This is a genomic window from Saccharopolyspora erythraea (assembly GCF_018141105.1).
In the GTDB taxonomy this organism is placed as follows: Bacteria; Actinomycetota; Actinomycetes; order Mycobacteriales; family Pseudonocardiaceae; genus Saccharopolyspora_D; species Saccharopolyspora_D erythraea_A.
In genome coordinates this window covers 7836974-7863908 of record NZ_CP054839.1, presented here as the reverse complement: position 1 = coordinate 7863908, position 26935 = coordinate 7836974, and the positions used below count along the sequence as shown (strand labels likewise).

The following is a 26935-nucleotide window of genomic DNA, read 5'->3' as shown; positions in this document are numbered from 1 at the left end:
TGCCTCCAGAGGATTCGAACTTGCGTTGCTGACCGGGCCGCCCCCATCACAGCACGGCCTGCGAGGCCGGGCTAGCCGGACACCTCGCTCATCGCGACCGGCTCGGCGCGCTCGGTGGCGCGGGCCGGCTGCGCGGTGCGCGACCTGCGGTCCAGCTGCCCGGAAACCACCGCGAAGCCCAGGCCGACCAGGGCCAGAAGGGCGCCGACCCAGCTCGGAGAGGTGAGTCCGAAGCCGCCCGCGAGGACCAGGCCGCCCAGGTAGGCGCCCAGCGAGTTCGCGATGTTGAACGTCGACTGGATGCTCGCCGAGCCCAGCGCCGGGGCCTCCTTGGCCTGGTCCAGGATCCTGGCCTGGATGCTGGGGATCGCGGCGAAGCCGAACGCGCCGATCAGGAACACGTTCACCGCCGCCAGGACCGCGCTGTGCGAGGCGAACACGAACGCCGTCAGCGCGACCGCGAGCAGGGTGAGGAACACGTACAGCGTCCGCATCGGAGCGCGGTCGGCCAGCCGGCCGCCGACGGCGGTGCCGACGGTCATGCCCACGCCGAACAGCGCCAGCAGCAGGGTGACCGCGGTGGGGGTGTAACCGCTGATGTCGGTGAGGACCGGCTTGATGTAGGTGTAGAAGGAGAACGTCGCGGCGAAGCCGAACACCACGATGGCGAAGGCCAGCCACACCTGCGGGCGGCGGAACGCCTTGAGCTCGCCGCGCACGCTAACGTCGGTCGGCTTGGGCTGCTGCGGCACCAGGGTGACCACGGCCGCCAGCGCCACCAGCCCGATCACCGCGACCAGGCCGAACGTCCAGCGCCAGCCCATGGCCTGGCCGAGCAGGGTGCCCAGCGGGACGCCGACGATGTTGGCCACGGTGAGCCCGATGAACATCATCGAGATGGCCTGGCCCCGCTTGTCGGTAGCCACCAGGCTCGCGGCGACCACGGCGCCGATGCCGAAGAAGGCGCCGTGCGGCAGGCCGGCCACGAAGCGGGCCGCCAGCAGCAGCCCGTGGGTGGGCGCGAGTGCGGAGAGCAGGTTGCCGATGGTGAACAGCACCAACATGCTGTTCAGCATCGTCTTGCGCCGCGCCCGCATGCCCGCGATGGTCAGCAGAGGTGCGCCGACGACGACGCCGATCGCGTACAGGGAGATGTAGCCGCCCGCGTCGGAGATCGACACGTGCAGGTTCGACGCCACGTCGGGCAGCAGCCCCATCATGACGAACTCGGTCGTTCCGATGCCGAAAGCAGCGATGGCCAGTGCCAGCAGGGCAATGGGCAAGGAGTACTCCTCGAGAACAACGTGCCGGGCGGGAATCGGTGCTCGCACCTCGGCCGTCCGCCGCTCGATGGCTGGCGGGAACCGGCTGAGGGAACGATTCAGGAACGCGGCAATCGATGGCGCCTCCCAGACGTCATCAACAGTAGACGTCCGGGAGCTGTTCCCGCGAATCGCTATGAAGCGCCTCACTTCGCAGGCCAGAAACCGTGCATAGTGGACAGTCGAGGGTTGGGTGGCCGCACAGTCCGGAGCCGCTGGAGATGTGCGCACTGCCCATCGGTCCAATTCCCTTCCGCGCAGTGAAAGCGTGGAAACTTTAAGAAATCGGCTGTTCGACGATGTTCGACCGGTGGTAGACGTGTCGGCCTGATCTTCGGGTGGACGGAGCGCTTCATGGACCGGGCAGTCCGGCACGACTCACGCCGAACGCTGTGGTGGAACTCGCTGGTGGCAGGGCCGGTCGTGGTCCTGGCCGCACTCGCGCTGCTCTTCGCCTCCGCGACGGCGGGCAGTGCGCAGTTCATGGACGAGGGCGAGGGCTCCGGGGCCCCGCCGCAGCCCAGCCACTTCGTCACCCGCCCGGACCTCACGCCGCCGGTGGTCAACGTCGAGACGCCGGCCGACGGGACCGCTCCCGGCTACGTCTTCCTGGCCCCCTACGGCAAAGGAGCCCAGGGCGGGCCGCTGATCGTCGACGACACCGGCCAGCCGGTGTGGTCCCAGCCCGTCGGCGACGGCGTCGGCCAGTTCGGCATGGACTTCAAGGCGCAGCAGTACCAGGGCAAGCCGGTGCTCACGTGGTGGCAGGGGCGCCCGCACCCGGGCTTCGGCTCCGGCGAGTACGTGATCACCAACCAGTCCTACAAGCAGATCGCCACCATCCGGATGGGCAACAACCTCCAGGCCGACCTGCACGAGCTGGTCATCACCCCGCGCGACACGGCGCTGGTGATGGCCTACAACACCGTGCAGCTCGACCGGCCGGTGGTCGAGGGCGTGATCCAGGAGATCGACATCGCCAGCGGCCGGGTGCTGTTCGAGTGGCACAGCCTCGACCACGTCGGGCTCGACGAGTCGAACGTCCCCGCGCCCGAGGGCAAGCCCTACGACTACGTCCACCTGAACTCGATCCAGGAGACCGCCGAGGGTGACCTGCTCGTCTCGGCGCGGCACACCAGCGCGCTCTACCTCGTCGACCGCGAGACCGGCGCCGTGCAGTGGCGGCTCGGCGGCAAGCGCAGCGACTTCCAGGTCGCCCCGGACGCCGCGTTCGCCTGGCAGCACGACGCGCGCCGGCAGCCCGACGGCACGCTCACCCTGTTCGACAACGCCTCCGACCGGCCGGGCCCTGCCTCGCGGGCCCTGGTGCTCGGTGTTGACCAGCAGGCGCGCAAGGTTTCGCTGGTCAAGGCGTTCCCGCACCCGAAGGGAACCACCAGCGTCAGCCAGTCCAGCCACCAGGTCCTGCCCGGCGGCAACCACTTCGTCGGCTGGGGCTCGCAGGCGAACTTCACCGAGTTCGACGCCGAGGGCAACGTCGTCATGCACGGCGAGTTCGGCGACGGCATGCCGTCCTACCGTGCGTTCCGGCTGCCGTGGGTGGGCGCGCCCTCGGAGCCGCCGGTGGCGGCGTTGCAGCCGGGTGCCGACGGCGCGCCGACGGTCTACGCGAGCTGGAACGGCGCCACCGAGGTCCGCGGCTGGCGCGTCCTGGCCGGACCGGCCGCCGATCAGCTTCGCCCGGTGGCCGACGTGGCGCGCAGCGGCTTCGAGACCGCCGCCGCCCTGCCCGCTCCGGAGGCGTTCGCCGCGGTCGAGGCCCTCGACGCGGGCGGCAACGTCATCGGCCGCTCCGCTCCGGTTCAGGCTCCGGCCGCGGTTCCGGCGTTCGCGGGCTGACCCGGAGGGCTTCGCGCCTGGCGCCGGTCACCCGAGGTGGCGGTAGCCGGGGTGCACGCCCGGCGTCAGGTCGTGGTGCTCGGCCAGGCGCCGCAGGAGGCCGGCCAGCTGTTCGCGTTCCGAGGTGTCCAGCGGGCCGCAGAAGTCGGCGTCGTGTTGGGCCGCGACCTCCCGCACCTGCCGCATCAGCTCCTCGCCCTTGTCGGTGAGCGTCAGCTCGTAGACGCGGCGGTCGCGGGCGCTGCGCGCCCGGACGACCAGGCCGCGGCCCTCCAGCTCGTCGACGAACGAGACGACCTTGCTCGGTAGCATGCCCAGCCTGCCCGCGAGCTGCTGCTGGCTCAGCCCCGCCTCGGTGCCGATCATGCGCAGCATGCCGACCTGCGGCGGCGTGAGGTCGAGGGCCGCGACGCGCTCGGCGAAGAGCATCGCGGCGCGCGTGCCGAGCTGGGTCAGCAGGAAGGCGGGACCGGATCTTGCGTGGGGCTGCGGTGGCACCCCGATACTCTACCAATCACGAATCGTTCATGGTACAAATAATTCGTGAATGGAGCCATGCTGCGGAGTGGCCGCCGGACGAGCGCCGCCCTGTCGCCGAAGGCCCGCAAGGCGGTGCTGACGGCGCACGTGATCGCCTCGGTCGCCTGGATCGGCCTGAGCGTCTGCCTGCTCGTGCTCGGGCTGACCGGGCTCCTGCACGCGGACCCGCAGGTGAGCCGCGCCGCCTACATCGCGCTCGGCGTGGTCGTGACGCCCGGTCAGCCCATCAGCGGGCTGGCGCTGGTCTCGGGGATCGCCCTGTCGGTCGGCACGAAGTGGGGGCTCCTGCGCCACTGGTGGGTGGTGGTCAGCCTGGTGCTGACCGCCGTCATGACCGCGCTCGTGCAGCTGTCGCTCGCCCCGCTGATGCGCGGGGCCGCGGCGAAGGTGCTCGCCGCGGCCCCGGAAGTCCCCGTCGCCGACGCGGTGGGCGGCGACGCGGTCTCGATCGTGGTCGCCCCGGCCGTCGCCATCACCGCGCTGAGCTTCGTCGCGGCGATCAACGTCTACAAGCCATGGGGCCGGACCAGCCGGTCCGGCCCCGCCCACCCGGCGGCTACACGCCGCGGCGCATCGCCCGGTTCCCCAGCCACATCCCGATCCAGGCGATGAGCCCGGCCGCGACGACGCCGTAGAGCACCGGCATCTCCGCGAAGCGCCCGTCGAACAGCGCCCGCTCCGCCTCGACGATGTGGGCGACCGGGTTCAGCCTCGAGGCGGCCTGCAGCCACCCCGGACCGAAGTCCATCGGCAGCAGCACCCCCGACAGCAGCAACACCGGGAACAGCAGCACCTGCGTCACCATGTAGAACAGCTCGCCGCTGGGGTGCGACACGATCGCCAGCACGAACGACAGCGCGCCGAGCCCGACCGCGAACAGCGCCAGCAGCGCCAGGCCCGCCAGCACGCCGAGCACGTGCAGCCGGAACCCCATCGGCAACGCCACCGCGATGATCAGCACGGCCTGCACGACCAGCAGCAGGAACTCCTTGAGCGTCCGGCCCACCAGCATCGCGCTGCGGTTCAGCGGCGTGACGAGCATCCGCTCCATCGAGCCGCTGCCCAGCTCGACCAGCAGGTTGTAGCCGGCCATCATCGGCCCGAACAGGCACATCATGATCAGCACGCCGGGCACGAACCACTGCCACGTCGACTCACCGCCCGCGGCGGTCCCGCCGAGCAGCGGTCCGAACAGGAACAGGAACAGCAGCGGCTGGGCCATGCCGAACACCATGGCCAGCGGTTCCCGCCAGGCGGGTGCGAACTCCCGGGTGAACACCGTGGCGGTGTCGCGGACGAAGCTGCTCATGCGTCGGCTCCCTCGCGGGCTGGTGGGGGTGGACACGCGGTCGGTCACGCCGGCTCCCGCGGGCTGCGGCGCGCTCACGCCACCTCCCGCGGGATCAGGGGCACCATCTCGGTCGGTCACGCCGCCTCCTTCTCGCTCTCGCGCAGGCTGCGGCCGGTCAGCCCGAGGAAGACGTCGTCGAGGGTGGGCCGCGAGGTCTCGGCCGCGGTGACCTTGACGCCGGCCGCGTCGAGGGCCCGCAGGTAGTCGGGGAGGGCCGTCGTGGCATTGGGCACCCGCACGCGCACGGTCGTGGCCTCCAGCGACGATTCGCCGAGCCGCGACCCGATCTCGGCGGCCACCGCCGCGCCGGATGCGTCCTCGGCCACCACCGTGATGCGGTCGCCCGCGAGGTCGCTCTTGAGCTCCTCGGCGGTGCCGTCGGCGATGATCCGGCCGTGGTCGATGATCACCACCCGCTCGGCCATCGTGTCGGCCTCCTCCAGGTAGTGCGTGGTGAGGAAGAGGGTGGTGCCGTGCTGCTCGCGCAGCCGCAGGACGTGCTCCCAGATGTTGGCGCGGCTCTGCGGGTCCAGGCCGGTAGACGGCTCGTCCAGGAACAGCAGTTCCGGCCGGTGGATCAGGCCCATCGCGATGTCGAGCCTGCGGCGCTGGCCGCCGGAGAGCGTGCCCGGCTTGCGCTTGGCCAGCGGCGTGAGCTCCAGCAGCTCCATGATCTCGTCGGCGCGCCTGCCCGCCTCCGACCGGCCGAGGCCGTAGCAGCGGCCCTGCGTCACCAGCTCGTCGCGGACCCGGAAGTTCTCGCCGGCGCTGTTCTTCTGGCCGACGTAGCCGATGCGTGCGCGCACCGCGGCGGGCTCGGCCACCACGTCGTGGCCGGCGACCGTGGCCGTGCCGGAGGTCGGCGGCAGCAGCGAGGTCAGCATGCGCAGGCTGGTCGACTTCCCGGCGCCGTTGGGGCCGAGGAACGCGACGAGCTGCCCTCTGTCCACGTCCAGGTCGAGACCCCGCACCGCCTCGACGCTCTCCTTCTTGACCTTGAAACTGCGGGTCAGTCCGCGGGCATGGATCAACCTCGGCCTCCTCTGGGCTGGGCATGACGAAGAAACCCCTGGTCAGGGGTTTGCTTTCGGATGAATTGATCCTGTGTGCACCGAATGCCGCCTGTCAAACGTGAACAGGACATTCATGTTTGGGCTGACCTGCGGAAACGTCCGCCAGACATAAATGCCGGCGGAATTGTCAAACAGCCCCTGAAATGGGCTTTCCCCGCTTCGGTAAAGAAACGGTCACGAAGACGACTTGCTGCCCCGAATGGACAGCGTCGCGTGCGCCTCGGACTCCAGCCGCTCGGCCATGTGCGGGTAGTGCAGCTCGAACGCGGGCCGGATCGAGCGGATGCGCGGCAGGTCCGTGAAGTTGTGCCGCGGCGGCGGGCAGGAGGTCGCCCACTCCAGCGAGTTGCCGTGGCCCCACGGGTCGTCGACGTCGGCCACCTCGCCGAAGCGGTAGCTCTTGAACACGTTCCACAGGAACGGCAGCATCGACGCGCCGAGGATGAAGGCGCCGATCGTCGAGACCATGTTCAGCGCGGTGAACCCGTCGGACTCGAGGTAGTCGGCGTACCGGCGCGGCATGCCCTCGTCGCCCAGCCAGTGCTGCACCAGGAACGTCATGTGGAAGCCCACGAACGTGAGCCAGAAGTGCAGCTTGCCCAGCTGGTCGTCCATCATCCGGCCGGTCATCTTCGGGAACCAGAAGTAGACCCCGCCGAACACCGCGAACACGATCGTTCCGAACAGCACGTAGTGGAAGTGCGCGACGACGAAGTAGGTGTCGGTGATGTGGAAGTCCAGCGGCGGCGAGGCCAGCAGGATGCCCGTCAGCCCGCCGAGCAGGAACGTCACCAGGAACCCGACCGCGAACAGCATCGGCGACTCGAACGTGACCTGGCCCTTCCACATCGTCCCGATCCAGTTGAAGAACTTGATGCCCGTCGGCACCGCGATCAGGAACGTGGCGAAGGAGAAGAACGGCAGCAGCACCGCGCCGGTGGCGAACATGTGGTGCGCCCACACGATCACCGACAGGCCCATGATCAGCAGCGTGGCGAACACCAGCCCGGTGTAGCCGAACAGCGGCTTGCGGCTGAACACCGGGATGATCTCGGTGATGATGCCGAAGAACGGCAGCGCCACGATGTAGACCTCGGGATGCCCGAAGAACCAGAACAGGTGCTGGTAGAGGATGGCGCCGCCGTTGGCCGGGTCGAAGACGTGCCCGCCCAGGTGGCGGTCGACCAGCAGGCCGAACAGCGCGGCGGTCAGGATCGGGAACGCCATCAGCACCAGCAGGCTGGTGGCGAAGACGTTCCAGGTGAAGATCGGCATCCGCCACATCGTCATGCCGGGGCAGCGCATGCACACCACGGTCGTGATCATGTTGACCGCGCCGAGGATGGTGCCCAGACCGCTGACGATCAGGCCGGTGATCCACAGGTCACCGCCGTAGCCGACGTTGAGGGTCGACAGCGGGGTGTAGGCCGTCCAGCCGAAGTCGGCCGCGCCGCCGGGCATCAGGAAGCCGCTCATCACGATCAGCCCGCCGAACAGGAACAGCCAGTACGAGAAGGCGTTGAGGCGGGGGAACGCGACGTCGGGCGCGCCGATCTGCAACGGCAGGATGACGTTGGCGAAGCCGAAGACGATCGGCGTCGCGAACAGCAGCAGCATCACGGTGCCGTGCATCGTGAAGAGCTGGTTGTACTGCTCCTGGGACAGGAACTGCAGGCCGGGCGAGGCGAGCTCGCCGCGGATCAGCAGCGCCATCGCGCCGCCCGCGATGAAGAACCCGAACGCGGTGATCAGGTAGAGCAGCCCGATCTGCTTGGGGTCGGTGGTGTGCAGCCACGGCACCAGCCGCTTGCCCTTGAGCGGGCGTGCTCGGCCGGACGCCCGCGTCGGCACCGCCGTGGGGCGCGCTTGGACCGTGGCCATGGCCTGCCTCCCTGGCTTGCCGACCTCGACGATTCCAGTCTTCGCCCCTGGTCAGCCCGGTGCAAACCGTGTCCTTGATCCGTTCGGGTGAGATCGTGCCGGGTCAGCCGCCCGGAACCGCCGCGGGCGCGGAGAGGGCGTTGAGCGCCATGCGGTGCAGGAGGTCGGACATCGACCCGGTGCCCAGGTGGGCGCTGTAGGGCGTGGAGTTGATGAGCCCGAGCACCGCGTGCGCCGCCGCGCGGGCGGTGGGCTCGTCGAGGTCGGTCCGCACCCGGCGCAGCACCTCCACCCAGACCTCGACGTAGCCGCGCTGCAGCTCGCGCACCTTGCGGCGGTCGGCCTCGGCGAGGCTGTCGAGGTCGCGCATGTGCACGGTGATCAGCGCCGGGTTGGTCAGCGCGAACTCGACGTGCCAGCGCACCAGCTCGTCGAGCGCGGCGCGCGGGTCGGCCGCCGCGGCGACCCGGCCCTGGCCGCCGTGCAGCAGCCGGTCGCTGATGCCGGTGAGCATCTCGGCGAGCATCCCGTCCTTGCTGCGGAAGTGCCGGTACAGCGCGGGGCCGGAGATGCCGACGGCGGCTCCGATGTCGTCGATGCCCACGCCGTGGAAGCCGTAGCGGGCGAACAGCTCCGCGGCGGCTTCCAGGATCTGCTCGCGCCGGGACTGCTTTGCCTCCATCGTGTCGATACTAGACGAAGGGGTTAGTCGCCGTTAACATCGATCCCGTTGGTTAACGATGACTAACGCGCTGAACCGCGGAAGGTGTGCACAACGCATGGATGCGCCCGTCCTCACCACGGCCGTGGACCCGGCCTCGGAGTCCTACGCGCGCTACACCGAGCACCACGGCAAGCTCGTCGCCGACCTCGACGCCGAGCTCGACCGCGCCCGCCTCGGTGGGCCGGAGAAGTCCCGCCTGCGCCACGTCGAGCGCGGCAAGCTGCTCCCCCGCGACCGGGTGGACGCGCTGCTCGACCGCGGCTCGCCGTTCCTGGAGCTGTCCACGCTGGCCGCGCACGGCCTCTACGACGACGAGGCGCCCTCGGCCGGGATCATCACCGGCATCGGCCGAGTTTCGGGCCGCGAGTGCGTCGTGGTCGCCAACGACGCGACCGTCAAGGGCGGCACCTACTACCCGATGACGGTCAAGAAGCACCTGCGCGCCCAGGAGGTGGCGCTGCACAACAACCTGCCGTGCATCTACCTGGTCGACTCCGGCGGCGCCTTCCTGCCCAGGCAGGACGAGGTGTTCCCGGACCGCGAGCACTTCGGGCGGATCTTCTACAACCAGGCGACCATGTCCGCGCGCGGCATCGCGCAGATCGCCGCCGTGCTCGGCTCGTGCACCGCGGGCGGCGCGTACGTGCCCGCGATGAGCGACGAGGCCGTGATCGTGCGCGAGCAGGGCACCATCTTCCTCGGCGGCCCGCCGCTGGTGAAGGCCGCCACCGGCGCCGAGGTGACCGCCGAGGAGCTCGGAGGCGGTGAGCTGCACTCCCACACCTCCGGCGTCACCGACCACCTCGCCGCCGACGACCCGGACGCGCTGCGCATCGTCCGGTCGATCGTGAGCACCCTCGGCCCGCGCGCGGCCCGCCCGTGGGACGTCGCCCCGGTGGAGGAGCCGGTGGTCGACCCCGGCGAGCTCTACGGCGTCGTGCCCACCGACAGCCGCACCCCCTACGACGTGCGCGAGGTCATCGCCCGCGTCGTCGACGGGAGCCGGTTCGCCGAGTTCAAGCGCGACTACGGCCCGACCCTGGTCACCGGCTTCGCGCGCATCCACGGGCATCCCGTGGGCATCATCGCCAACAACGGCATCCTGTTCAGCGAGTCCGCGATGAAGGGCGCGCACTTCATCGAGCTGTGCGACAAGCGCTCGATCCCGCTGGTGTTCCTGCAGAACATCTCCGGCTTCATGGTCGGCAAGGAGTACGAGGCGGGCGGCATCGCCAAGCACGGCGCGAAGATGGTCACCGCGGTGGCCTGCGCCCGGGTCCCGAAGTTCACCGTGGTCATCGGCGGCTCGTTCGGGGCGGGCAACTACTCGATGTGCGGGCGGGCCTACTCGCCCCGGTTCCTGTGGATGTGGCCCAACGCCCGGATCTCGGTCATGGGCGGCGAGCAGGCGGCCTCGGTGCTGGCCACCGTCCGCCGCGACCAGTACGAGGCGCGCGGACAGGAGTGGACGGCCGAGGACGAGGAGTCGTTCAAGCAGCCCATCCGCGACCAGTACGAGAACCAGGGCCACCCGTACTACTCGACCGCCCGGCTGTGGGACGACGGCGTGATCGACCCCATGCAGACCCGCACCGTGCTCGGCCTGGCGCTCTCAGCAGCTGCCAACGCGCCGCTGGAGCCGGTCGGCTACGGCGTCTTCCGGATGTGACCGGTGACCACCCCGAGACCTGGAGGGACTTCGATGGTGCAGCACTTCGACTCGGTGCTGGTCGCCAACCGCGGTGAGATCGCGGTCCGGGTGATCCGGACGCTGCGGCGGCTCGGCATCCGCTCGGTCGCCGTCTACAGCGACGCCGACCGCTCGGCCCGGCACGTCGCCGAAGCCGACACCGCGGTCCACATCGGACCGCGCGCGGCGGGCGAGAGCTACCTCCACATCGAGCGGATCATCGACGCCGCCCGGCGCACCGGCGCGCAGGCGATCCACCCCGGCTACGGCTTCCTCGCCGAGAACAGCGCGTTCGCCGGCGCCTGCGCCGAGGCGGGCATCGTCTTCATCGGCCCGCCGGCGTCGGCCATCGACTCGATGGGCGACAAGATCCGCGCGAAGCAGACCGTGCAGGCCGCGGGCGTGCCGGTGGTGCCCGGCCGCAGCGAACCGGGCATGTCCGACGCCGACATCCGCAAGGCAGCGGTCGACGCGGGCTTCCCGGTGCTGCTCAAGCCGTCCGCGGGCGGTGGCGGCAAGGGCATGCGGGCCGTCCACGACGAGTCGGCGCTGGACGAGGCGATCGCGTCGGCCCGGCGAGAGGCGCGGGCGTCCTTCGGCGACGACACGCTGTTCGTGGAGCGCTACGTCGCGCGCCCGCGCCACATCGAGGTGCAGGTGCTGGCCGACGCGCAAGGCGGCGTCGTCCACCTCGGCGAGCGCGAGTGCAGCCTCCAGCGCAGGCACCAGAAGATCATCGAGGAGGCGCCGTCGCCGCTGCTCGACTCCGAGACGCGGGCGCGCATCGGAGCCTCGGCGGTCGACGCGGCCCGCTCGGTCGGCTACGTCGGCGCGGGCACGGTCGAGTTCATCGTCTCCGCCGACGCACCGGACGAGTTCTTCTTCATGGAGATGAACACCCGCCTGCAGGTCGAGCACCCGGTGACCGAGCTGGTGACGGCCGTCGGCGCCGAGCGCGGCATCGACCTGGTCGAGCAGCAGGTCCGGGTCGCCGCGGGCGAGCCGCTGCCGTGGGCGCAGGACGAGCTGCGCATCGAGGGGCACAGCGTCGAGGCCCGCGTCTACGCCGAGGACCCGACCCGCGGTTTCCTGCCCACCGGCGGTGACGTCCTCGCCGCGCACGAACCGGCGGGCACCGGCGTCCGGGTCGACTCCGGGGTCTGGACCGGGATGGCGGTCGGCTCCGACTACGACCCGATGCTGGCCAAGGTCATCGCCTGGGCACCGGACCGCGCCGGCGCGCTGCGCAGGCTAGACGCCGCGCTCGCCGACACCGCGGTCCTCGGCGTGCACACCAACGTCGCTTTCCTGCGCTCGCTGCTGGCCCACTCCGACGTGCGCGCAGGCCGGCTCGACACCGGACTGGTCGAACGCGATCTCGACGACCTCGTGGCCGCGAGCGCGACCACCCCGCACGAGGTCTACGTCGCCGCCGCCCTCGACCGGCTGCTCGCCGACGAGCCTGCCGGCCCGGTCGTCGACCCCTGGGACGTGCCCGGCGGCTGGCGGCTCGGCGCCCCCGCGCCCGCCGTCTGGCGGTTCGCCGGACCGGAGGAGCAGGTCGAGGTCCGCATCCGGGGCCGCGCGGCCGACGCGGCGGTCACCGTCGGCGACTCGACCGGCCCCGCCCGCGCCGAGCTCCGCGACGACGTGCTGACCGTCACCTACCGGGAACGCACCCGCCGCTACCGGGTCGCCCGCGGCGACGGCGTCACCTGGCTCGCCGCCGACGGCCACGCCTGGGCGCTCACCGAGCACCGGCTGCTGGCCGACCGGGGGCCAGGCGCCGCGGGGTCGGACGGCGCCGTGACCAGCCCGATGCCGGGCACCGTCCTCGTCGCCGACGCCACCACCGGCCAGCAGGTCCGGGCCGGCCAGACCCTGTTCGTCGTCGAGGCGATGAAGATGGAGCACACCATCACCGCCCCCGTCGACGGCGTCGTCACAGAAGTACACGTCCGAAGAGGACAGTCGGTCGGGCTGGACCAGCCGCTGGCCGTCCTCACCGCAGGTGCCCACGAGGAGGCCTGAGATGGTGGATCACCGGCTGAGCGAGGAACACGAGGCGCTGCGCGAGAGCGTGGAGACCTTCGCCCGCAAGGAAGTCGCGCCGGTCATCGGCGACTACTACGAGCGCGAGGAGTTCCCCTACCCGCTCGTGGCCACGATGGGCCGGATGGGCCTGTTCGGACTGCCGGTCTCCGAGGACTACGGCGGCATGGGCGGCGACTACTTCGCGCTGTGCCTGGCGCTGGAGGAGCTGGCCAGGGTCGACTCCTCGGTCGCGATCACCCTGGAGGCGGGGGTGTCGCTGGGCGCGATGCCGCTCTACCGCTTCGGCAGCGAGGAGCAGAAGCGCACCTGGCTGCCCGCGCTCGCCACCGGCGAGGCGCTCGGCGCGTTCGGGCTCACCGAACCCGGCGGCGGCTCCGACGCGGGCGCGACCCGCACGACGGCAGTGCTGGACGGCGACGAGTGGGTGATCAACGGCTCCAAGGCGTTCATCACCAACTCCGGCACCGACATCACCTCATTCGTCACGGTCACCGCCGTCACCGGGGAGAAGCCCGGCGGCGGCAAGGAGATCTCGGCGATCATCGTGCCGTCGGGCACCCCGGGCTTCACCGTCGCCAAGAAGTACTCCAAGGTCGGCTGGAACGCCTCCGACACCCACGAGCTGTCCTTCGACGACTGCCGGGTGCCCGCGGCGAACCTGCTGGGCGAACGCGGCCGCGGGTACGCCCAGTTCCTGTCGATCCTGACCGAGGGCCGGGTCGCCATCGCCGCGCTCGGCGTCGGGCTGGCGCAGGGCTGCGTCGACGAGTGCCTGCGCTACGCGGGCGAGCGCGAGGCGTTCGGGCACAAGATCGGCGAGTACCAGGCCATCCAGTTCAAGATCGCCGACATGGAGATGCGCGCGCACACCGCGCGGCTGGCCTACTACGACGCGGCGGCCCGCATGCTGTGCGGCGAGCCGTACCGCAAGCAGGCGGCGATCGCCAAGCTGGTCTCGTCCAACGCGGCGATGGACAACGCCCGCGACGCGACCCAGATCTTCGGCGGCTACGGGTTCATGAACGAGACGCCGGTCGCCCGGTTCTACCGGGACGCCAAGATCCTGGAGATCGGCGAAGGCACCAGCGAGGTCCAGCGGATGCTGATCGCCAAGGAGCTGGGTCTCTAGAACCCGCGGCGGTGCGGGTCCCAAGCGGCTGGACACCGCTTGTGAAACGGCCCTGGCGGTCCGGCAGACGAAGCAGCCGTGCGCTCGGAGAAGCGCACGGCTGCTTTCGCTGAATCTGCCGACGGAGTCAGTCGGGGGTGTCCCCGTCGGCAGAAACCCTGGTCCGTTCCAGCGCGTCAGCTGAAGAACGGGCTCACCCGGGACTGGTGGCCACCGCGCGGCATGGTGATCTCGGTGTCGGTCTCCTCGGGGTCGCCGTACGGCTGCTGCGGGCCCGACTGCGGGTAGTGCCCCGGGTAGGTCTCGTCGTAGCCGTCATTGGCTTCCTGCGGCCACGCCGGGGGCTGCGCGGGCCCCGGGGGCTGCGGGCGCCCCGGGCGCGGCTGACGGGTCGTCGGCGGCTGTGTCGTCGGGGGCTGTGTCGTCGGAGGTTGAGCCATGGGCGGGTGTCCGCCGTGCTGCTGCCCGGGCGCCGGCACCTGCTGCGTCGGCGGCTGGACGTGCTGCGTCTGCTGGTGGGTCGGCTGCTGCGTCGTCGCGGAGTCCTGCGGCTGCGCGGGAGCGTCCTGGTCCTCCAGCGCCAGGTGCTGCATGACCCAGTCCCGCGCGAGCGCGGCGGGAGAGGTGCCCTGCTTCGCCGCGAGCTCCTTGAGCTTCTCGTTGGCCATCAGGGGCAGGCGGAGCTGGTAGACCTGCGAGACGCCGAAGCGGCGCCCCGAACCAGTCGTCTCGACGCTCTCCTCCGGCGCGAGCGCCGCGAGGTAGTCGTCGAGCTCGTGATCCGGCTCGGCCACCTCCGGTTCGGCGTAGCTGTCCGCCTTCTGCCGGCGCCCGATCTTGGTTCGTCCTAGAGCCACGCGGACACGATAACGGTTCGATTGCGATCAGCACACCGGCGTGTTCTGCGTCACACAGTGGAGGGCCCCCGCGCCAGGGGGAGGAGCACGGGGGCCCGGAGGGGATCTCCACAGTTGCTGACCGGGGGTTCGTCAGCGTCTGCGATTGTGGCACGGCGTCCCGGGCCGTGGGGAGAGATCAGCGGCCATCGTTTCGATGACAACCGGAGGCGCGGTTTCCGGTGCCCCGGACCTGCGGATCTCCTCGTCGTAGGGCGTTTCCGGCTCGATTTCCGGTGCCCGCTCCGCTTGATCGGCCCGCCGTGTGTTGGCGCGCCACGCCGTGCGTTGGCGGGGCCGCGGTTCAGGTGCGCTCGCGCGCGCGGTTGGGGTCCGGAAGCCCGCCGCGGGCGGCCACACGCCGGCAGGCGGTGGCACAACTCACGACGGGCCGGGCCGGGCCGGGCCGGGGCGGCGATCCGCCGCTCGCGCTCAGTTCCAGGCGGAGATGTCGTAGCCCGCCTCGCCCACGGCGGCGGTGGCGGCGTCGCGGCTCAGCTCCTGCTCGCTGGTCACCGACACCAGGCCGCTGTCGAGGGCGACCTGCACGTCGGTGACGCCGGGGATCTCGGAGAGTTCCTCGGTGACCGACTTCACGCAGTGTCCGCAGGTCATGCCGGTGACGGTGAACGTCTGGGTGCTCATCGGGGGTCCTTTCGCGGTCGGACTGGCCGGACTGCCGCCGACTATATACCCCTGGGGGGTAGGAGCGGAGGCGCCCGGGCGGAGGCCGCCCGAGCCGCGCCCGAGGTCCGGAGTGGACGGGAGTGCCCGGTTCGGGTCGCCGGGTTGCCGATGTCGTGGCGACGGGTCAGCATCCGATGTGGATCGAGGCCGGCAAGGTCGATTACTCAGCGTCGACGTCAAATCACTCTGTGGGGGGCTGCGGCTGTTGACAACCTGTGGATAGCCTGCGGCGAAACCCGAGCGGGGAGGCACCATGTACGGGTCGCTCGACGTAAGAAAGTTCTTGTGGCAACAGGAAGACGGGCTGTCGCGGTCCGCTTCCGGCGTGCCCGCTCAGCGCAGCGGGGAACCCAACCGGATATCACCCGAGCAGGTCCACCGGGCGCGGATCGCGGTCGCGCGCCGGGCGGAGAACGCGGCCGACTGCCGCCTGCTGCTCGACATGCTCGGCCTGGTCCCCGATGCGGACGGGGAGGCACCGGTCACCCGGTGATCGGTGTGAGCCGCACACCCCCCGGTTCGCGGCTCACACCGAACGCGGGCGGCCGACAGCGGCCACCGCGGGGAAACATACCTGTCGGTCTCTTTTTCCGGAGCCGCCAGGTCCGGCTCGGCGGATGTGCGGCCACCGAACACCGGATAGGCACCGGGCGGGCCCACGCGGTAACTTCGCGACGTAGTTGATCAACTGTTCGTGGGCCGCGACGCTGAGGTCAGGCAGGCCGCGGCCGACGACGGAGTCGCCGGAGCCGCGTCATGCCCCAGCAGCGTCGGGCGCAAGCCACTCGGCGGACCATCCTGGTCGCGGCCGCGGAGGAGTTCGACCGCGTCGGCTACGAGGCGACCACGCTCAACGGCATCCTGCGGCGGGGTGGGGTCACCAAGGGCGCCTTCTACTTCCACTTCGCGTCCAAGGAAGACGTCGCGCGGGTGCTCGTCCGGGAGCAGCGCGAACGCTGGCCCGCGCTCTGGCGGCGCTGGGTCCGTCAGGGCCTTGACCCGTTGTCCACGGCGATCGGCCTGGTCGACGAGCTGCTCGCGGCGCTCGACGAGGACGTGGCGACGCGCGCCGGAATGCGCCTGGCCTGCCGGCGCGAGGTCGATGCCGCCACCCCGCCGGACTGGGAACAGGTCCTGGCCGAGCTGCTCGGCCGCGCCGCTGACAGCGGCTACCTCCTGCCTGCGGTCGATCCCCGCGCGCTGGCGCGGGTGGTGTACGCGGCGCTGGTAGGCGCGCGGACGATCGATCGCGGGGCGGCGTCCACCGGGCGCACCGCCGAGGTGTGGCGCGTCGTCCTGCGCGGCGCCGCGACTCCGGAGTGGCTTCGGACCAACCCGATGCTCCAGCCGCCCGACGAACGGCCCCGCTGATCTGCCGGCGGGCTGCCGCTTGGTGGACGCCGCGCTGATCGTGAGGCGTGGATCACAATATCCGCCGAGACTCGTTTTCCGGCCCGGATCGCCCCCTGGAAGCCCCGGCGGGGGTGCTGGGTGGCGGAGGTGGGCCACTGGGTCGACGGGAGATAGTCGATGGAAATGGCTGGTCGGATGGCATATGGTGGCGATCGACGCAGTCGGCCGGCGTGGTCGCCGCGGGGGTTCGTGAGGTTTGGGGACCCCCCCGTTGTGGGGCGCTGGGGGGTGTGTCGTAAGCTTTCACTGCTCCCAACGGGGCGCCCCGAAAGGGAAAGCCGGTTGGAGGCGAGGCCGGGTCGGTTCCGAATCGGCCAAGCCCCCATCGTCTAGCGGCCTAGGACGCCGCCCTTTCAAGGCGGTAGCGCGGGTTCGAATCCCGTTGGGGGTACGCAACAACAGAACATGGCCCAGTGGCGCAGTTGGTTAGCGCGCCGCCCTGTCACGGCGGAGGTCGCGGGTTCGAGTCCCGTCTGGGTCGCCACAGCGGTTCGGCTTTGAGCCGGGCGCGAACGGCCAGGTAGCTCAGTTGGTACGAGCGTCCGCCTGAAAAGCGGAAGGTCGGCGGTTCGACCCCGCCCCTGGCCACCACCAAGAGCTGCGAACAGCCCCTACCGATCTGAACTGCTCCCCGGAAGTTGGACTGAGAAATTCAGTTCCGGCGTCCGGGGAGCAGTCGTATGGATGGACGTAGTTCGCTGTCTGGGGTGCAGCGGGAGGCGGCGGTAGCGTGGTTCGAGCAGGGCTTGGCTGATAACGCGGTGTCGACGTTGCTTGACGTGGCGCGGTGGCCGGTCCGGCGCTTGTATCAGCGGTGGAAGATCCATGGCAGAGGAGCGCTGGTGAGCAAGCCGGGCAAGCGGTCGTTCTCGTTCGAGTTCAAGCTGGCCGTGGTGGAACGCTTCCTCGCTGGTGAGCCGGCCTCGGAGCTGGCCGCCGAGCACGACCTGTCGTCACCGCAGCTGGTGAAGACGTGGGCTCGGATGTATCGGCGGCAGGGCGAGGACGGGCTGCGCCCGAAACCGAAAGGCCGCCCACCTCAACCACCCGACGACACCGACGGCCCTAGCGAGGTGGAGCAGTTGCGGCGGGAGAACGCCCGCCTGCGAGCGGAGGTCGCTTACCTGGGAAAACTGCGGGCCTTGAGGGAGCAAGAACGGCGGTGAAGATCCAGGCCGTCCTGTCTCTCAAGGCTGAACATTCGCTCGCTGACCTGCTGGCTGTCGCCGGGCTTGCCCGGTCGACGTTCTTCTATCACCAGGCCCGCTCCCGCAGGGCTGATCCGCAGGCTGAGCTCAAGGCCGCGATCACGACATCGTTCGAGGACAACCAGGAGCGCTACGGGCATCGCCGTGTTCATGCGGTGCTGGTCAAGAAGGGCTGGCGGGTGGCGAAGAAGACCGTGCTGAAGCTGATGCGGCAGCTCGGCCTGGCCTGCCGCGTCCGCCGCCGTCGCCGCTATAACTCCTTCAAGGGTGAGGTGGGTAAGACCGCCCCGAACCTGCTGGCCCGTGACTTCACCGCCAGCGCCCCGAACCAGAAGTGGGTCACCGACGTGACCGAGTTCGCCATCGGCGAGCAGAAGGTCTACTTGTCGCCGATCATGGACTTGTTCGACCGGCAGATCATCGCCTACCAGGTCGGCAGCTCACCCACCCTCACACTGACCAACACGGCGCTCAAGGACGCCCTCGCGTCACTGGAGGCCGGTCAGGCGCCGCTGGTGCATACCGATCAAGGGTTCCACTACCAGCACGCCTCCTGGCGCAAACTGCTCGCCGGTGTCGGCGCGACCCAGTCCATGTCCCGCAAGGGCAACTGCCTCGACAACGCCGTCATCGAGAGCTTTTTCGGGCACCTCAAAGAAGAACTCTTCCACCACGCCACGTTCCTCAACGCGGCCGCGTTCATCACCGCGTTGCACGAGTACATCGCCTGGTACAACACCGACCGCATCTCAACAAGACTCGAGGGCCTGAGCCCGGTGCAATACCGGACACAGGCCCTCGCCGTCTAACCCCTTAAGCTCTCACTTAACCAGTCCAACTCCAGGGGACCAGTTCAATCTCGGTGGGGGCTTCTTCTTTTCCCGGTCCTGCGATCGTTGGGCAACGGCATCCGGCGGTTGTACTGGACCCCGGAGGCTCGGTGCCCGCGATCACGCCGCCCGCGAGCCCGTGGCCAGCCGCGCGGCTCTGGCCGGGTGACCCGCTTATTGATCCCGGTGTGCCTGCGCGGGTTGATATTCTCGGCGGCCTGATGTCTGCAACCCTCGTCGCCAGGAACCTCGCCGCCGGGCACGGTGACCGCTCCCTGTTCACCGGGCTCGAGCTCGTCGTCGCACCCGGCGACGTGATCGGACTCGTCGGCGCGAACGGCGCGGGGAAGTCCACGCTGCTGCGCCTGCTCGCCGGAATCGACACGCCGGAGCACGGCGAGGTCCAGCTCTCACCGCCCACCGCGACCGTGGGCCACCTGCCGCAGGAACCGTCGCGCCGGCCCGGCGAGACGGTCCGGCAGTTCCTCGCCCGCCGCACCGGCGTCGCCGCTGCGCAGCGCGCGATGGACGACGCCATGCAGGCGCTCTCCGACGGGGCGCCGGGCGCCGACGACGCGTACGCCGTCAGCCTGGAGCGCTGGCTCGGCCTGGGCGGCGCCGACCTGGAGGAGCGCGCCGAAGGCGTGGCCGACTCGCTCGGCCTGTCGGTGAGCCTCGATCAGGAGATGGTGTCGCTGTCCGGCGGCCAGGCCGCCCGCGCGGGACTCGCGTCGCTGCTGCTCTCCCGCTACGACGTGTTCCTGCTGGACGAGCCGACCAACGACCTCGACCTGGACGGCCTCGAGCGCCTGGAGGATTTCGTGCGCGGGCTGCGCGCCGGCACCGTCGTCGTCAGCCACGACCGCGAGTTCCTGTCCCGCACCGTCACCAAGGTCCTGGAGCTGGACCTCGCCCAGCAGCAGATCAACCTCTACGGCGGTGGCTACGACGCCTACCTGGAGGAGCGCGAGGTCGCCCGCAGGCACGCCCGCGAGGCGTACGAGGAGTACGCGGACAAGAAGTCCGCACTGGAGGCGCGGGCGCGCACGCAGCGCTCGTGGATGGAGAAGGGCGTCAAGAACGCCCGGCGCAAGGCCACCGACTCCGACAAGATCGGCCGCAAGTTCCGCTCCGAGTCCACCGAGAAGCAGGCCGCCAAGGCCCGCCAGACCGAGCGCCTCATCGAGCGGATGGAGGTCGTCGAGGAGCCCCGCAAGGAGTGGGAGCTGCGCATGGAGATCGCGACCGCACCCCGCTCCGGCGCGATCGTGGCCTCCCTGCACGACGCGGAGGTGCGGCGCGGCGACTTCGCATTCGGTCCCGTGACGTTGCAGATCGACTGGGCGGACCGGGTCGCGATCACCGGGGACAACGGCTCGGGCAAGTCGACGTTGCTCGGCGCGCTGCTGGGCCGCGTCGAGCTGGACTCGGGCCGGGCGGAGCTGGGCTCCGGTGTCGTGGTCGGTGAGGTCGACCAGGCCCGCGCGCTGTTCCACGGCTCCGAGTCGCTGCTCGACGCGTTCTGCGCGGCGGTGCCCGACACCGAGCCGACCGAGGTCCGCACGCTGCTGGCCAAGTTCGGGCTCAAGGCCGACCACGTGCTGCGCTCGGCGGCCACGCTCTCGCCCGGCGAACGGACCCGGGCCGCGCTCGCCCTGCTCCAGGGCCGCGGCGTCAACCTGCTGGTGCTCGACGAGCCGACCAACCACCTCGACCTGCCCGCCATCGAGCAGCTGGAGTCGGCGCTCGAGTCCTACCAGGGCACGTTGCTGCTGGTCACCCACGACCGTCGGATGCTCACCGCGGTCCGCACCACCCGCCGTCTCGAGATGGCCGACGGCAAGCTCACCGAATCCCACGTGTGAGCCGCCGGTTCGCAGACCGGGATTGTCAGACCCCGGTGCGATGATCGCGGCACCACGGAAGTGAAGGAGCCGTCGATGAAGTTCGCGCTGGTGATCGTCGAGACCGAGGCGTCGCGACAGCGGATCCGGCAGGACCGCGCCGCGCACCGCGCCGCCTACGAGCAGTGGATCGGTGCCGTCGCCGGTGCGGGAAAGCTTGTCGGCGGCGAGGCTTTCGAGACCGAGCACAGCCTTGCGGTCACGGTCCGGCGCGACGCCGACGGCTCGCACGTGGTCACCGAGACGCCGTTCGCCGGCGAGTCGGAAACGCTCGGCGGCTGGTTCGTGGTCGACGTCGAGGACCGCGCGGAGGCGATCGAGCTGGCCAAGGCGCTGGAGACTCCGGAGACCGTCGAGGTGAGGCCGCTGCGGCAATCGGCCTGAACCGCAGTTCGGGGCAATTGGAAACGCCCCCGCGCTCAACCGGCCTGGGGGTCACCGGGAGTGCGGGGGCGTACAGTCCACCCCTGGGGGTCAGGTGGACGACACCAATGTTACTTCGTGGTACTCGAGATGTCTCTAGTACCGGAGATCTTTTTTCTCGAGATCACCACCCGGGGTAGGAATAACTGGGTGACCGGCCCGATCGCGAGGGCGTACACCACGGTGCCGAGGCCGGCGGTCCCTCCGAGGAGCCAGCCCGCGACCAGCACGGTGATCTCGATCCCGGTCCGCACCACCCGCACCGACCAACCGGTGCGGGCGTGGAGCCCGGTCATCAACCCGTCGCGCGGCCCCGGTCCCAGGCGCGCCCCGACGTAGAGCGCGGTGGCGAAGCCGTTGAGCACGACGGAGCCGATCATCATCGGCAGTTGCCAGACGAACGCGGTCGGCGCCGGGGTCACCGCGAGCGCCAGGTCGACCGAGATCGCGATGACGACGACGTTGGCGACCGTGCCGATGCCGGGTCGCTGCCGCAGCGGCACCCACAGCAGCAGTACGACGGCGCCGGTCAGGGCTGTGACCGCGCCGAAGGTCCAGCCGGTCAGCCGGGCGAGACCGTGGTGCAGCACGTCCCAGGGACCGAGACCGAGTCCGGCTCGGACCATGAAGGCCATGCTCGCCCCGTAGAGCACCAGTCCGACGACGAGCCGGATCAGGCGGCTGGCGGGTTGGACGCCGATGCGCAGCGGTGTCAGGTCCACATTCGGTGCGGTTGAGGCCATGTGCACCGTTGTAGCGCATATTGGTATTCAAAACGACGTCCAATATTGCACAATTGGATTCATGGTTTATCCGTCGGCCAGTCACATCACCGGGCGCAAGCTCGCTGAGCTGCTCGGATCGTGGAGCGCTGACCAGCGGCGGTCCTCGCAGAGCCTGTTCCAGTACGTGAAACAGCTCGTGCTGGACGGTCGGCTGCCGCCGGGGACCAGGCTGCCCGCCGAGCGCGACCTCGCCGAGACACTCGGCGTGAGCCGGACGCTCGTCGCCCGGACGCTGGAGCGGCTGCGCGAGAGCGGGTTCGCCGAGAGCCGGCGTGGCGCCGGGTCGTGGGTGACCCTGCCGGGCGGCAAGTGCTCCCCGACGCCGCACGGCGGCTGGTACCCGTCGGCGTCCGGCAACGAGATCATCGACCTCGCGCAGGCGACACCCACCGCGCCTCCGGAGGTCGCCGAGGCCATCGACCGGGCGCGGCTGCGCCTGGTGGAGGAGATCACCGGGCACGGCTACCACCCGCAGGGCCACCCGGTGCTGCGCGAGCGCATCGCGGAGCGCTACCGCCGCAGGGGCCTGCCGACCCGCCCGGAGCAGATCCTGGTGACCAACGGTGCGCAGCACGCCTTCGCCCTCGTGCTGCGGATGCTCGTCGCGCCGGGTGAGCGGGTGCTCGTCGAGCACCCGACCTACCCCAACTCGCTCGAAGCGATCCGGGGGGCCAACGCCTCGCCGGTCGCGGTTCCGATGGTGCCCGGCGGCTGGGACCTGGAGCTGCTCGAAGCGACGCTCCGCCAGGCCGCGCCACGGCTGGCCTACCTCATCCCGGACTTCCAGAACCCGACGGGCGCGCTCATGGGCGAGGCCGACCGGTCCGGGCTGGTCGCGATGCTGCGCCGTTCCCACACCACCGCCGTGATCGACGAGACGCTGGTCGAGGTGGACCTGACCGGCAGCGCTCCGCCTCCGCCGGTGGCGAGTTTCGCGGAGCGCAACGTGATCACCGTCGGCTCGGCGAGCAAGGCGTTCTGGGGTGGGCTGCGGCTGGGGTGGCTGCGCGCGCCCGAGGACGTGGTGCAGCGGATGGTCGTCGGCAGGGCGCAGCTGGACCTGGGATGTCCTGTGCTGGAGCAACTCATGCTCGCCGAACTGCTGGCGGATTCCGAAGAGATCCTGCGGCGGCGCAGGGAGGAATGGGCCGCCCGCCGCGACTGCCTCGCCGCCGCGCTCGGCGAGCAACTGCCGGACTGGAGCTTCCGCGTCCCCGATGGCGGCCTGTCGCTGTGGTGCGACACCGGCGCTCCGATGGGCAGCAGGCTGGTGATGGCTGCTGCGGAACACGGGGTGCGGCTGGCGCCGGGCTCGCGGTTCGCGGTCAACGGATCGCAGGAGTCACGGGTCCGGCTGCCGTACGCGCTGCCCGAAGAGCACTTGGTGGAGGCCGTCCGCCGGCTGGCGAAGGCCGTTTCGGCGCGAGGAGAGGTGGCTGCGGCTCCCGCGCCGGAGCCGCAGGTCACCTGAAGCCCTGGGCCACCCGCCGGCACGGCCCCTCGTCGTGCCGGTGGGTGGCTTGGGCGGGGCTCCGGTGCCGCAGGGGCATTGCGACACCGGAGCCGGGGCACCACCCAAGGGCGTTTCCGACAGGCTGCTGCCGGTGTCAGGCCGGGTCAGTGGTGCCCGCATCCGATCCGTCCGGGCGCAGTCGGCGGACCGGAGTCTGTGCGGTGTTTTGGAAGAGCTCCGACGATCAGTCGGGCGAAGCGGGAAGTTCGAACGGCACGAGCCTGCCGGGCCGGACCGTCTCCCGGCCGGCAGGTGTGCTGGGCAGCGCGTCGGGCAGGTCGGGCCCGGACGGCAGGATCGCCGCCATGGTGCGCACACCACCGCTCGCGCCGACGGAGGGTCCCCCCGCTGACGTCGGCGGCGGATTCGGGACCGGAGCCGGCGGCAGCGGCGCCTGGTCATCGCGGGTGTGGTGGTCGTGCCGCGAGAACCCTGTTGCCGCGAGGCGTGAAGCCCGGTCGCGCGCAACGGGACCGGTGGGCGCGGCTTGCGTTCCCTGCGTGCTCACCTGCGGCGACAGCGATAGGTCGTGCGGTGCGATGGGAGTCGAGGGTGGGCCGAGGTGCGGTTCGGGGACTTCCAGGAGCGGCGGTGTTCCGGCCTCCGGCTCGCTGGGGTCCGGCTCGTCGGCGAACAGCGTGACGTCGGGCAGGTCCAGGCGCTGCGCGTGCGGCCACGCCGCTACGGGCTTGGGCTGCTGGGCTTTCTCGACTCGGCGCGCGGGCGATGCCGCCTGCACCCGACCGCTCGGGTCAGCCGCCTCGATGCGATTCGCGGCGCTGCCCTGCTGTGCGGCTTCGATCCTGTTCGCGGTTCCGCCGTCCTGGGCGACTCGGTCCGCCTGTGCGGTTTGCACCCGATCCGTCGCGCTGGCGTGCTGGGTGCTCTCGATGCGCTGAGCCGCATGGCCGGCCTTGATCCTGTTCGCGGCGCCGCCCTGTTCGACCCTGTCTGCGGTTCCGCCCTGCTGGGCCGTTTTGACCCGGTCCGCGGCGCCTTGCTGGGCTGCTTCGACTCTTTCCGCGGCGCCGCCTTGCTGGGCCGATTCGACGCGGTCAGCGGTGTTGCCCGACCGGGCTTCGACGCTCTGCGCGGTCCCGCCCTGCCGGGGTGCCTCGAGGCGATCCGCCCCGGTGCTCGACTGGTCGGCTCCGCCAGCAGTCGTGCCCTGCCTGGCCTCTGCCGCACCGTCCCGCGCTGTTGCGTCCTGCTGTTGCGCGGTGCCGCCTTCCGGGCCGGGGGCGAGGCGGAGCTGCGTCTCGTGCCGTAAGGGCTGCGGGGCTTCGCCGTGCAGGGTGATCCCGACGGTTGCCAAGCCGTCGCCGGACTTGCCGTCGGCGATGGCGGCGGACGTACCCGCGAACCAGGCGCCGGCGAGGACGCCTCCGACGACCACCGCCCGGGCGGCATGGGCGCGGAGGCGGGACCAGCGGCTGCGCGATGCGCAGTATCCGGTCACCTTCATCACCGCCCTGTCGGTACGTTCGCGCCGTATCGTCTCCCGCGCCAGGATGGTTGGCACCTCACTCGGGGTTCAACCACCCGTACAGGCGGTGTCGTGCCGCCGAATGCAGTGATCACCGGGAGACCGTTCTGATTCTTCAGGTAGAGCACCGCCTTGCCAAGGTCGAACAGCTCGCCGGTCGGGTGATTGCCGGACGCCCGATGGCGTGTCCGCTGTGGACCTGACCACACTCACCCAAAGTGTCCCTTGTGGATCAGAGCGAAGCCTTCAGCGCCGCTGAGCTCCGGGACCGCTGGGCGCGACGCGGTCACGACCTCCTGCTGCACGACCCGGACGGGCCTGCGGAGTGCCTGGTGCGACGCGGTGAGCTGGTGGCGCGGGCCGATGCCGCGGGCGTGGTGGCGGACAGGCTGCGCCGCTGGGTCGACGAGGTCCGCCACGACACCGCACTCAGCGTGGCCAGGCTCCGGCTTCGGCCTGCTGAGCAGGACAGATGCGTCGACATCGCCCGGGAGAACGACGGGGTCGCGGCCAACCACGTCCACCTCGGCTCCGCGCTGATGTTGGGCACTCCGGTGATCTGGGGCACCGGGTCCGAGGTCGAGGACGCGCTGCCGGTTCCCGCCCCTCCCGACACGTCGTGGCGGCGGCGGGTCACCGTCGGCGTGCTCGACACCGGCCTGGACCCGCATCCGTGGTTCCGGTCGCGGCCGTGGTTCGAGGGCGTGCCCGAGGTGCTCGACGCCGACGACGATTCCGGTCAGGACCGCCAGGCAGGGCACGGCACCTTCGTGTCCGGTGTGGTGCTCCAGCACGCACCCGGCGCGGTGATCCGGTCTCGCGGCGTGCTTTCCCCGCTGGGATTCACCGACGACGTCACGGTCGCCGCGGGTCTGCGCTCGCTGCTGGACGAGAGGCCGGACGTCGTCGTGCTGACCGCCGGCTGCCACACCCCCGACGACGTATGCCCGCCGATCCTGCGGGCCGAGATCGAACGCTTCGGTGCCGCGGTGGTCGTCGCCGCGGCGGGCAACCACTCGCTGTCGCGCCCGTTCTGGCCCGCGGCGCTGCCGTCGGTGATCGCGGTGGCAGCCACGGGCGACGACGGCGCGCTCGCGGACTTCTCCAACTCCGGGCCGTGGGTGGACGCGGCCGCGCCCGGAGTGGACGTCGTGAGCAGCTACGTCCGGCTGCGGCCGAAGGGTGCGCGCACGTACGGATTCGCGCGTTGGAGCGGTACTTCGTTCGCCGCTCCCCGGGTCGCGGCCGCTGCGGCGGTCGCGCTGGAGACCGGCGGCACTGCGGCAGCGGCCCGGCAGGAGGCGCGGCGGCGTTACCCGTTCGGGCGTTAATCGGGAAAGCCTGAATCCAGCGGACCCCTTCGCTTCTCTTATTCGCGGGCGATGTTGATCGATCGAGAGGCGAAGGGAAGTCGTCATGCGCGAGGTCCGGGAAGTCGGTGGCTCGGCGGCACTGGTGCACAGCGCGGTGCGCGGCAGCGCTCAGGCGTGGGAGGAGCTGGTGGACCGCAACGGCCCGGTGGTGTGGGGTGTGGCCAGGGCGTACTGCTCGAACCACACCGACGCCGAGGACGTGTACCAGGCCACCTGGTTGCTGCTGGCCGAGAACCTCGAACGACTGCGGAGTCCCGACGCCCTCTCGGGGTGGCTGGTGACCACCGCGCGCCGGGAGTCCGCCCGCCTCGCCCGGGCACGGCAGCGCGAGGCGCCTACGGGTGTGGACCCGGCGCTGTTCGACGTCCCGGACCACGACGACGGACCGGAGAGCAAGGCCCTGCGCTCGATCACCGCCGCCCGCTTGTGGCAGGCGTTCGGCCAGCTCTCGCAGCGCTGCCAGCAGTTGCTGCGCGTGCTGGCGGTCGCCCCGGAGACCAGCTACGCGCAGGTGAGCGAGGCGCTCGGCATGGCGCGCGGAACCATCGGACCCAAGCGCAGCAGGTGCCTTGCGCTGCTCCGGCAGCGGATGACCTCGCTCGGCGGAGCGGAGGAGGCGGCGTGATGAACCTGCGGAAGAGCTGTGGTGGAGCCGGAGGCTTCGGCTTCGGCACGGTGTCGTGTTCCGGCGTTGGTGGTCTTGCTCGAGGGATCCGTGGTGGCTGGTCGCTTGTCCAGCGGGACGTCCACCTTGCGCCGGACGATGGGGACCTTCGACCGGTCTCCGGTCCC

Annotated in this window: 24 protein-coding genes and 3 tRNA genes; 17 read left to right on the top strand and 10 right to left on the bottom strand. The window is 70.8% G+C overall.

Features of this window, described 5'->3' with window-relative positions; all coding sequences use genetic code 11:
* Positions 1–71: 71 nt before the first annotated feature.
* Entirely contained in the window at positions 72–1283 is a 1212-nt protein-coding gene (locus tag HUO13_RS35350) for an MFS transporter (protein WP_211899180.1), read from the bottom strand.
* 393 nt (positions 1284–1676) lie between these two features.
* Between HUO13_RS35350 and HUO13_RS35345 the strand changes: the two genes are divergently transcribed.
* A complete protein-coding gene (locus HUO13_RS35345) occupies positions 1677–3182 on the top strand; it encodes an arylsulfotransferase family protein (RefSeq protein WP_249124306.1) in 1506 nt (501 codons plus the stop codon).
* Positions 3183–3209: 27 nt separating this feature from the next.
* Here the strand turns inward: HUO13_RS35345 and HUO13_RS35340 are convergent, their stop codons facing one another.
* Complete coding sequence (locus HUO13_RS35340; protein ID WP_211899179.1) at positions 3210–3680, bottom strand: MarR family winged helix-turn-helix transcriptional regulator; 471 nt, start codon at positions 3678–3680, stop codon at positions 3210–3212.
* Positions 3681–3737: 57 nt separating this feature from the next.
* Here HUO13_RS35340 and HUO13_RS35335 point away from each other — a divergent pair, with 57 nt between their 5' ends.
* Complete coding sequence (locus HUO13_RS35335) at positions 3738–4334, top strand: hypothetical protein (protein WP_211899178.1); 597 nt, start codon at positions 3738–3740, stop codon at positions 4332–4334.
* Here HUO13_RS35335 and HUO13_RS35330 read toward each other — a convergent pair.
* The 4 genes from HUO13_RS35330 to HUO13_RS35315 all read right to left on the bottom strand — a co-directional run bounded on the left by HUO13_RS35330 (position 4279) and on the right by HUO13_RS35315 (position 8709).
* Positions 4279–5031 carry an ABC transporter permease gene (locus HUO13_RS35330; protein ID WP_211899177.1) on the bottom strand — a complete coding sequence of 251 codons (753 nt, stop codon included), beginning with the start codon at positions 5029–5031 and terminating at the stop codon, positions 4279–4281. The two genes, HUO13_RS35335 and HUO13_RS35330, sit on opposite strands and share 56 nt — an antisense overlap.
* 116 nt (positions 5032–5147) lie before the next feature.
* On the bottom strand, positions 5148–6104 hold the full coding sequence (locus HUO13_RS35325) for an ATP-binding cassette domain-containing protein (protein WP_211899176.1): 957 nt from the start codon (positions 6102–6104) through the stop codon (positions 5148–5150).
* Between the two features lie 216 nt (positions 6105–6320).
* Entirely contained in the window at positions 6321–8027 is a 1707-nt protein-coding gene (ctaD, locus tag HUO13_RS35320) for an aa3-type cytochrome oxidase subunit I (protein ID WP_211899175.1), read from the bottom strand.
* Between the two features lie 103 nt (positions 8028–8130).
* Positions 8131–8709: an SACE_7040 family transcriptional regulator gene (locus tag HUO13_RS35315; RefSeq protein ID WP_211899174.1), complete on the bottom strand. Its 579-nt coding sequence runs from the start codon at positions 8707–8709 to the stop codon at positions 8131–8133.
* 97 nt (positions 8710–8806) lie between these two features.
* Here HUO13_RS35315 and HUO13_RS35310 point away from each other — a divergent pair, with 97 nt between their 5' ends.
* The 3 genes from HUO13_RS35310 to HUO13_RS35300 are packed head-to-tail and all read left to right on the top strand — an operon-like array spanning position 8807 to position 13625.
* Positions 8807–10420, top strand: a complete 1614-nt coding sequence (locus tag HUO13_RS35310) for a carboxyl transferase domain-containing protein (protein WP_211899173.1) — start codon at positions 8807–8809, stop codon at positions 10418–10420.
* Between the two features lie 33 nt (positions 10421–10453).
* On the top strand, positions 10454–12472 hold the full coding sequence (locus tag HUO13_RS35305) for an acetyl/propionyl/methylcrotonyl-CoA carboxylase subunit alpha (protein ID WP_211899172.1): 2019 nt from the start codon (positions 10454–10456) through the stop codon (positions 12470–12472).
* A 1-nt stretch (position 12473) separates the two neighbouring features.
* Positions 12474–13625 (top strand): acyl-CoA dehydrogenase family protein, encoded by a 1152-nt coding sequence (locus HUO13_RS35300; protein ID WP_211899171.1) that lies wholly within the window; start codon positions 12474–12476, stop codon positions 13623–13625.
* Between the two features lie 176 nt (positions 13626–13801).
* Here HUO13_RS35300 and HUO13_RS35295 read toward each other — a convergent pair whose 3' ends face one another.
* A complete protein-coding gene (locus HUO13_RS35295) occupies positions 13802–14482 on the bottom strand; it encodes a hypothetical protein (RefSeq protein ID WP_211899170.1) in 681 nt (226 codons plus the stop codon).
* A 471-nt stretch (positions 14483–14953) separates the two neighbouring features.
* The gene (locus HUO13_RS35290) at positions 14954–15166 is read right to left on the bottom strand and encodes a heavy-metal-associated domain-containing protein (protein WP_211899169.1); all 213 of its coding nucleotides are present in this window, start codon (positions 15164–15166) and stop codon (positions 14954–14956) included.
* A 295-nt stretch (positions 15167–15461) separates the two neighbouring features.
* On the opposite strand from HUO13_RS35290, the gene HUO13_RS35285 reads away from it, so the two are divergent.
* From HUO13_RS35285 to HUO13_RS35250, 9 genes are all read left to right on the top strand, one after another.
* Positions 15462–15701, top strand: coding sequence for a hypothetical protein (locus HUO13_RS35285; RefSeq protein ID WP_211899168.1), 240 nt, complete (start codon positions 15462–15464; stop codon positions 15699–15701).
* Between the two features lie 263 nt (positions 15702–15964).
* On the top strand, positions 15965–16579 hold the full coding sequence (locus HUO13_RS35280) for a ScbR family autoregulator-binding transcription factor (protein WP_211899167.1): 615 nt from the start codon (positions 15965–15967) through the stop codon (positions 16577–16579).
* Between the two features lie 360 nt (positions 16580–16939).
* A tRNA-Glu gene (locus HUO13_RS35275) sits at positions 16940–17012 on the top strand.
* Between the two features lie 16 nt (positions 17013–17028).
* Positions 17029–17105, top strand: a tRNA-Asp gene (locus tag HUO13_RS35270).
* A 30-nt stretch (positions 17106–17135) separates the two neighbouring features.
* Positions 17136–17212 (top strand) — tRNA-Phe (locus HUO13_RS35265).
* Positions 17213–17463: 251 nt separating this feature from the next.
* Entirely contained in the window at positions 17464–17787 is a 324-nt protein-coding gene (locus tag HUO13_RS37960) for a helix-turn-helix domain-containing protein (RefSeq protein WP_249124305.1), read from the top strand.
* Positions 17784–18638 carry an IS3 family transposase gene (locus HUO13_RS35260; RefSeq protein WP_249124304.1) on the top strand — a complete coding sequence of 285 codons (855 nt, stop codon included), beginning with the start codon at positions 17784–17786 and terminating at the stop codon, positions 18636–18638. The genes HUO13_RS37960 and HUO13_RS35260 overlap by 4 nt, the downstream gene beginning before the upstream one ends.
* Before the next feature lie 242 nt (positions 18639–18880).
* Positions 18881–20524 (top strand): ribosomal protection-like ABC-F family protein, encoded by a 1644-nt coding sequence (gene abc-f, locus HUO13_RS35255; protein ID WP_211899166.1) that lies wholly within the window; start codon positions 18881–18883, stop codon positions 20522–20524.
* A 75-nt stretch (positions 20525–20599) separates the two neighbouring features.
* Positions 20600–20947, top strand: a complete 348-nt coding sequence (locus tag HUO13_RS35250) for a YciI family protein (protein ID WP_211899165.1) — start codon at positions 20600–20602, stop codon at positions 20945–20947.
* Between the two features lie 110 nt (positions 20948–21057).
* On the opposite strand, the gene HUO13_RS35245 is transcribed toward HUO13_RS35250, so the two are convergent.
* On the bottom strand, positions 21058–21729 hold the full coding sequence (locus HUO13_RS35245) for a YczE/YyaS/YitT family protein (protein ID WP_211899164.1): 672 nt from the start codon (positions 21727–21729) through the stop codon (positions 21058–21060).
* Between the two features lie 61 nt (positions 21730–21790).
* On the opposite strand from HUO13_RS35245, the gene HUO13_RS35240 reads away from it, so the two are divergent.
* Complete coding sequence (locus HUO13_RS35240; protein ID WP_211899163.1) at positions 21791–23242, top strand: PLP-dependent aminotransferase family protein; 1452 nt, start codon at positions 21791–21793, stop codon at positions 23240–23242.
* A 226-nt stretch (positions 23243–23468) separates the two neighbouring features.
* Here HUO13_RS35240 and HUO13_RS35235 read toward each other — a convergent pair whose 3' ends face one another.
* Complete coding sequence (locus HUO13_RS35235; protein WP_211899162.1) at positions 23469–24806, bottom strand: hypothetical protein; 1338 nt, start codon at positions 24804–24806, stop codon at positions 23469–23471.
* Between the two features lie 182 nt (positions 24807–24988).
* Here HUO13_RS35235 and HUO13_RS35230 point away from each other — a divergent pair, with 182 nt between their 5' ends.
* Both HUO13_RS35230 and HUO13_RS35225 read left to right on the top strand, forming a co-directional pair.
* Complete coding sequence (locus tag HUO13_RS35230; protein WP_249124303.1) at positions 24989–26101, top strand: S8 family peptidase; 1113 nt, start codon at positions 24989–24991, stop codon at positions 26099–26101.
* Between the two features lie 85 nt (positions 26102–26186).
* Complete coding sequence (locus tag HUO13_RS35225; RefSeq protein ID WP_211899161.1) at positions 26187–26768, top strand: RNA polymerase sigma factor; 582 nt, start codon at positions 26187–26189, stop codon at positions 26766–26768.
* Positions 26769–26935 lie beyond the last annotated feature (167 nt).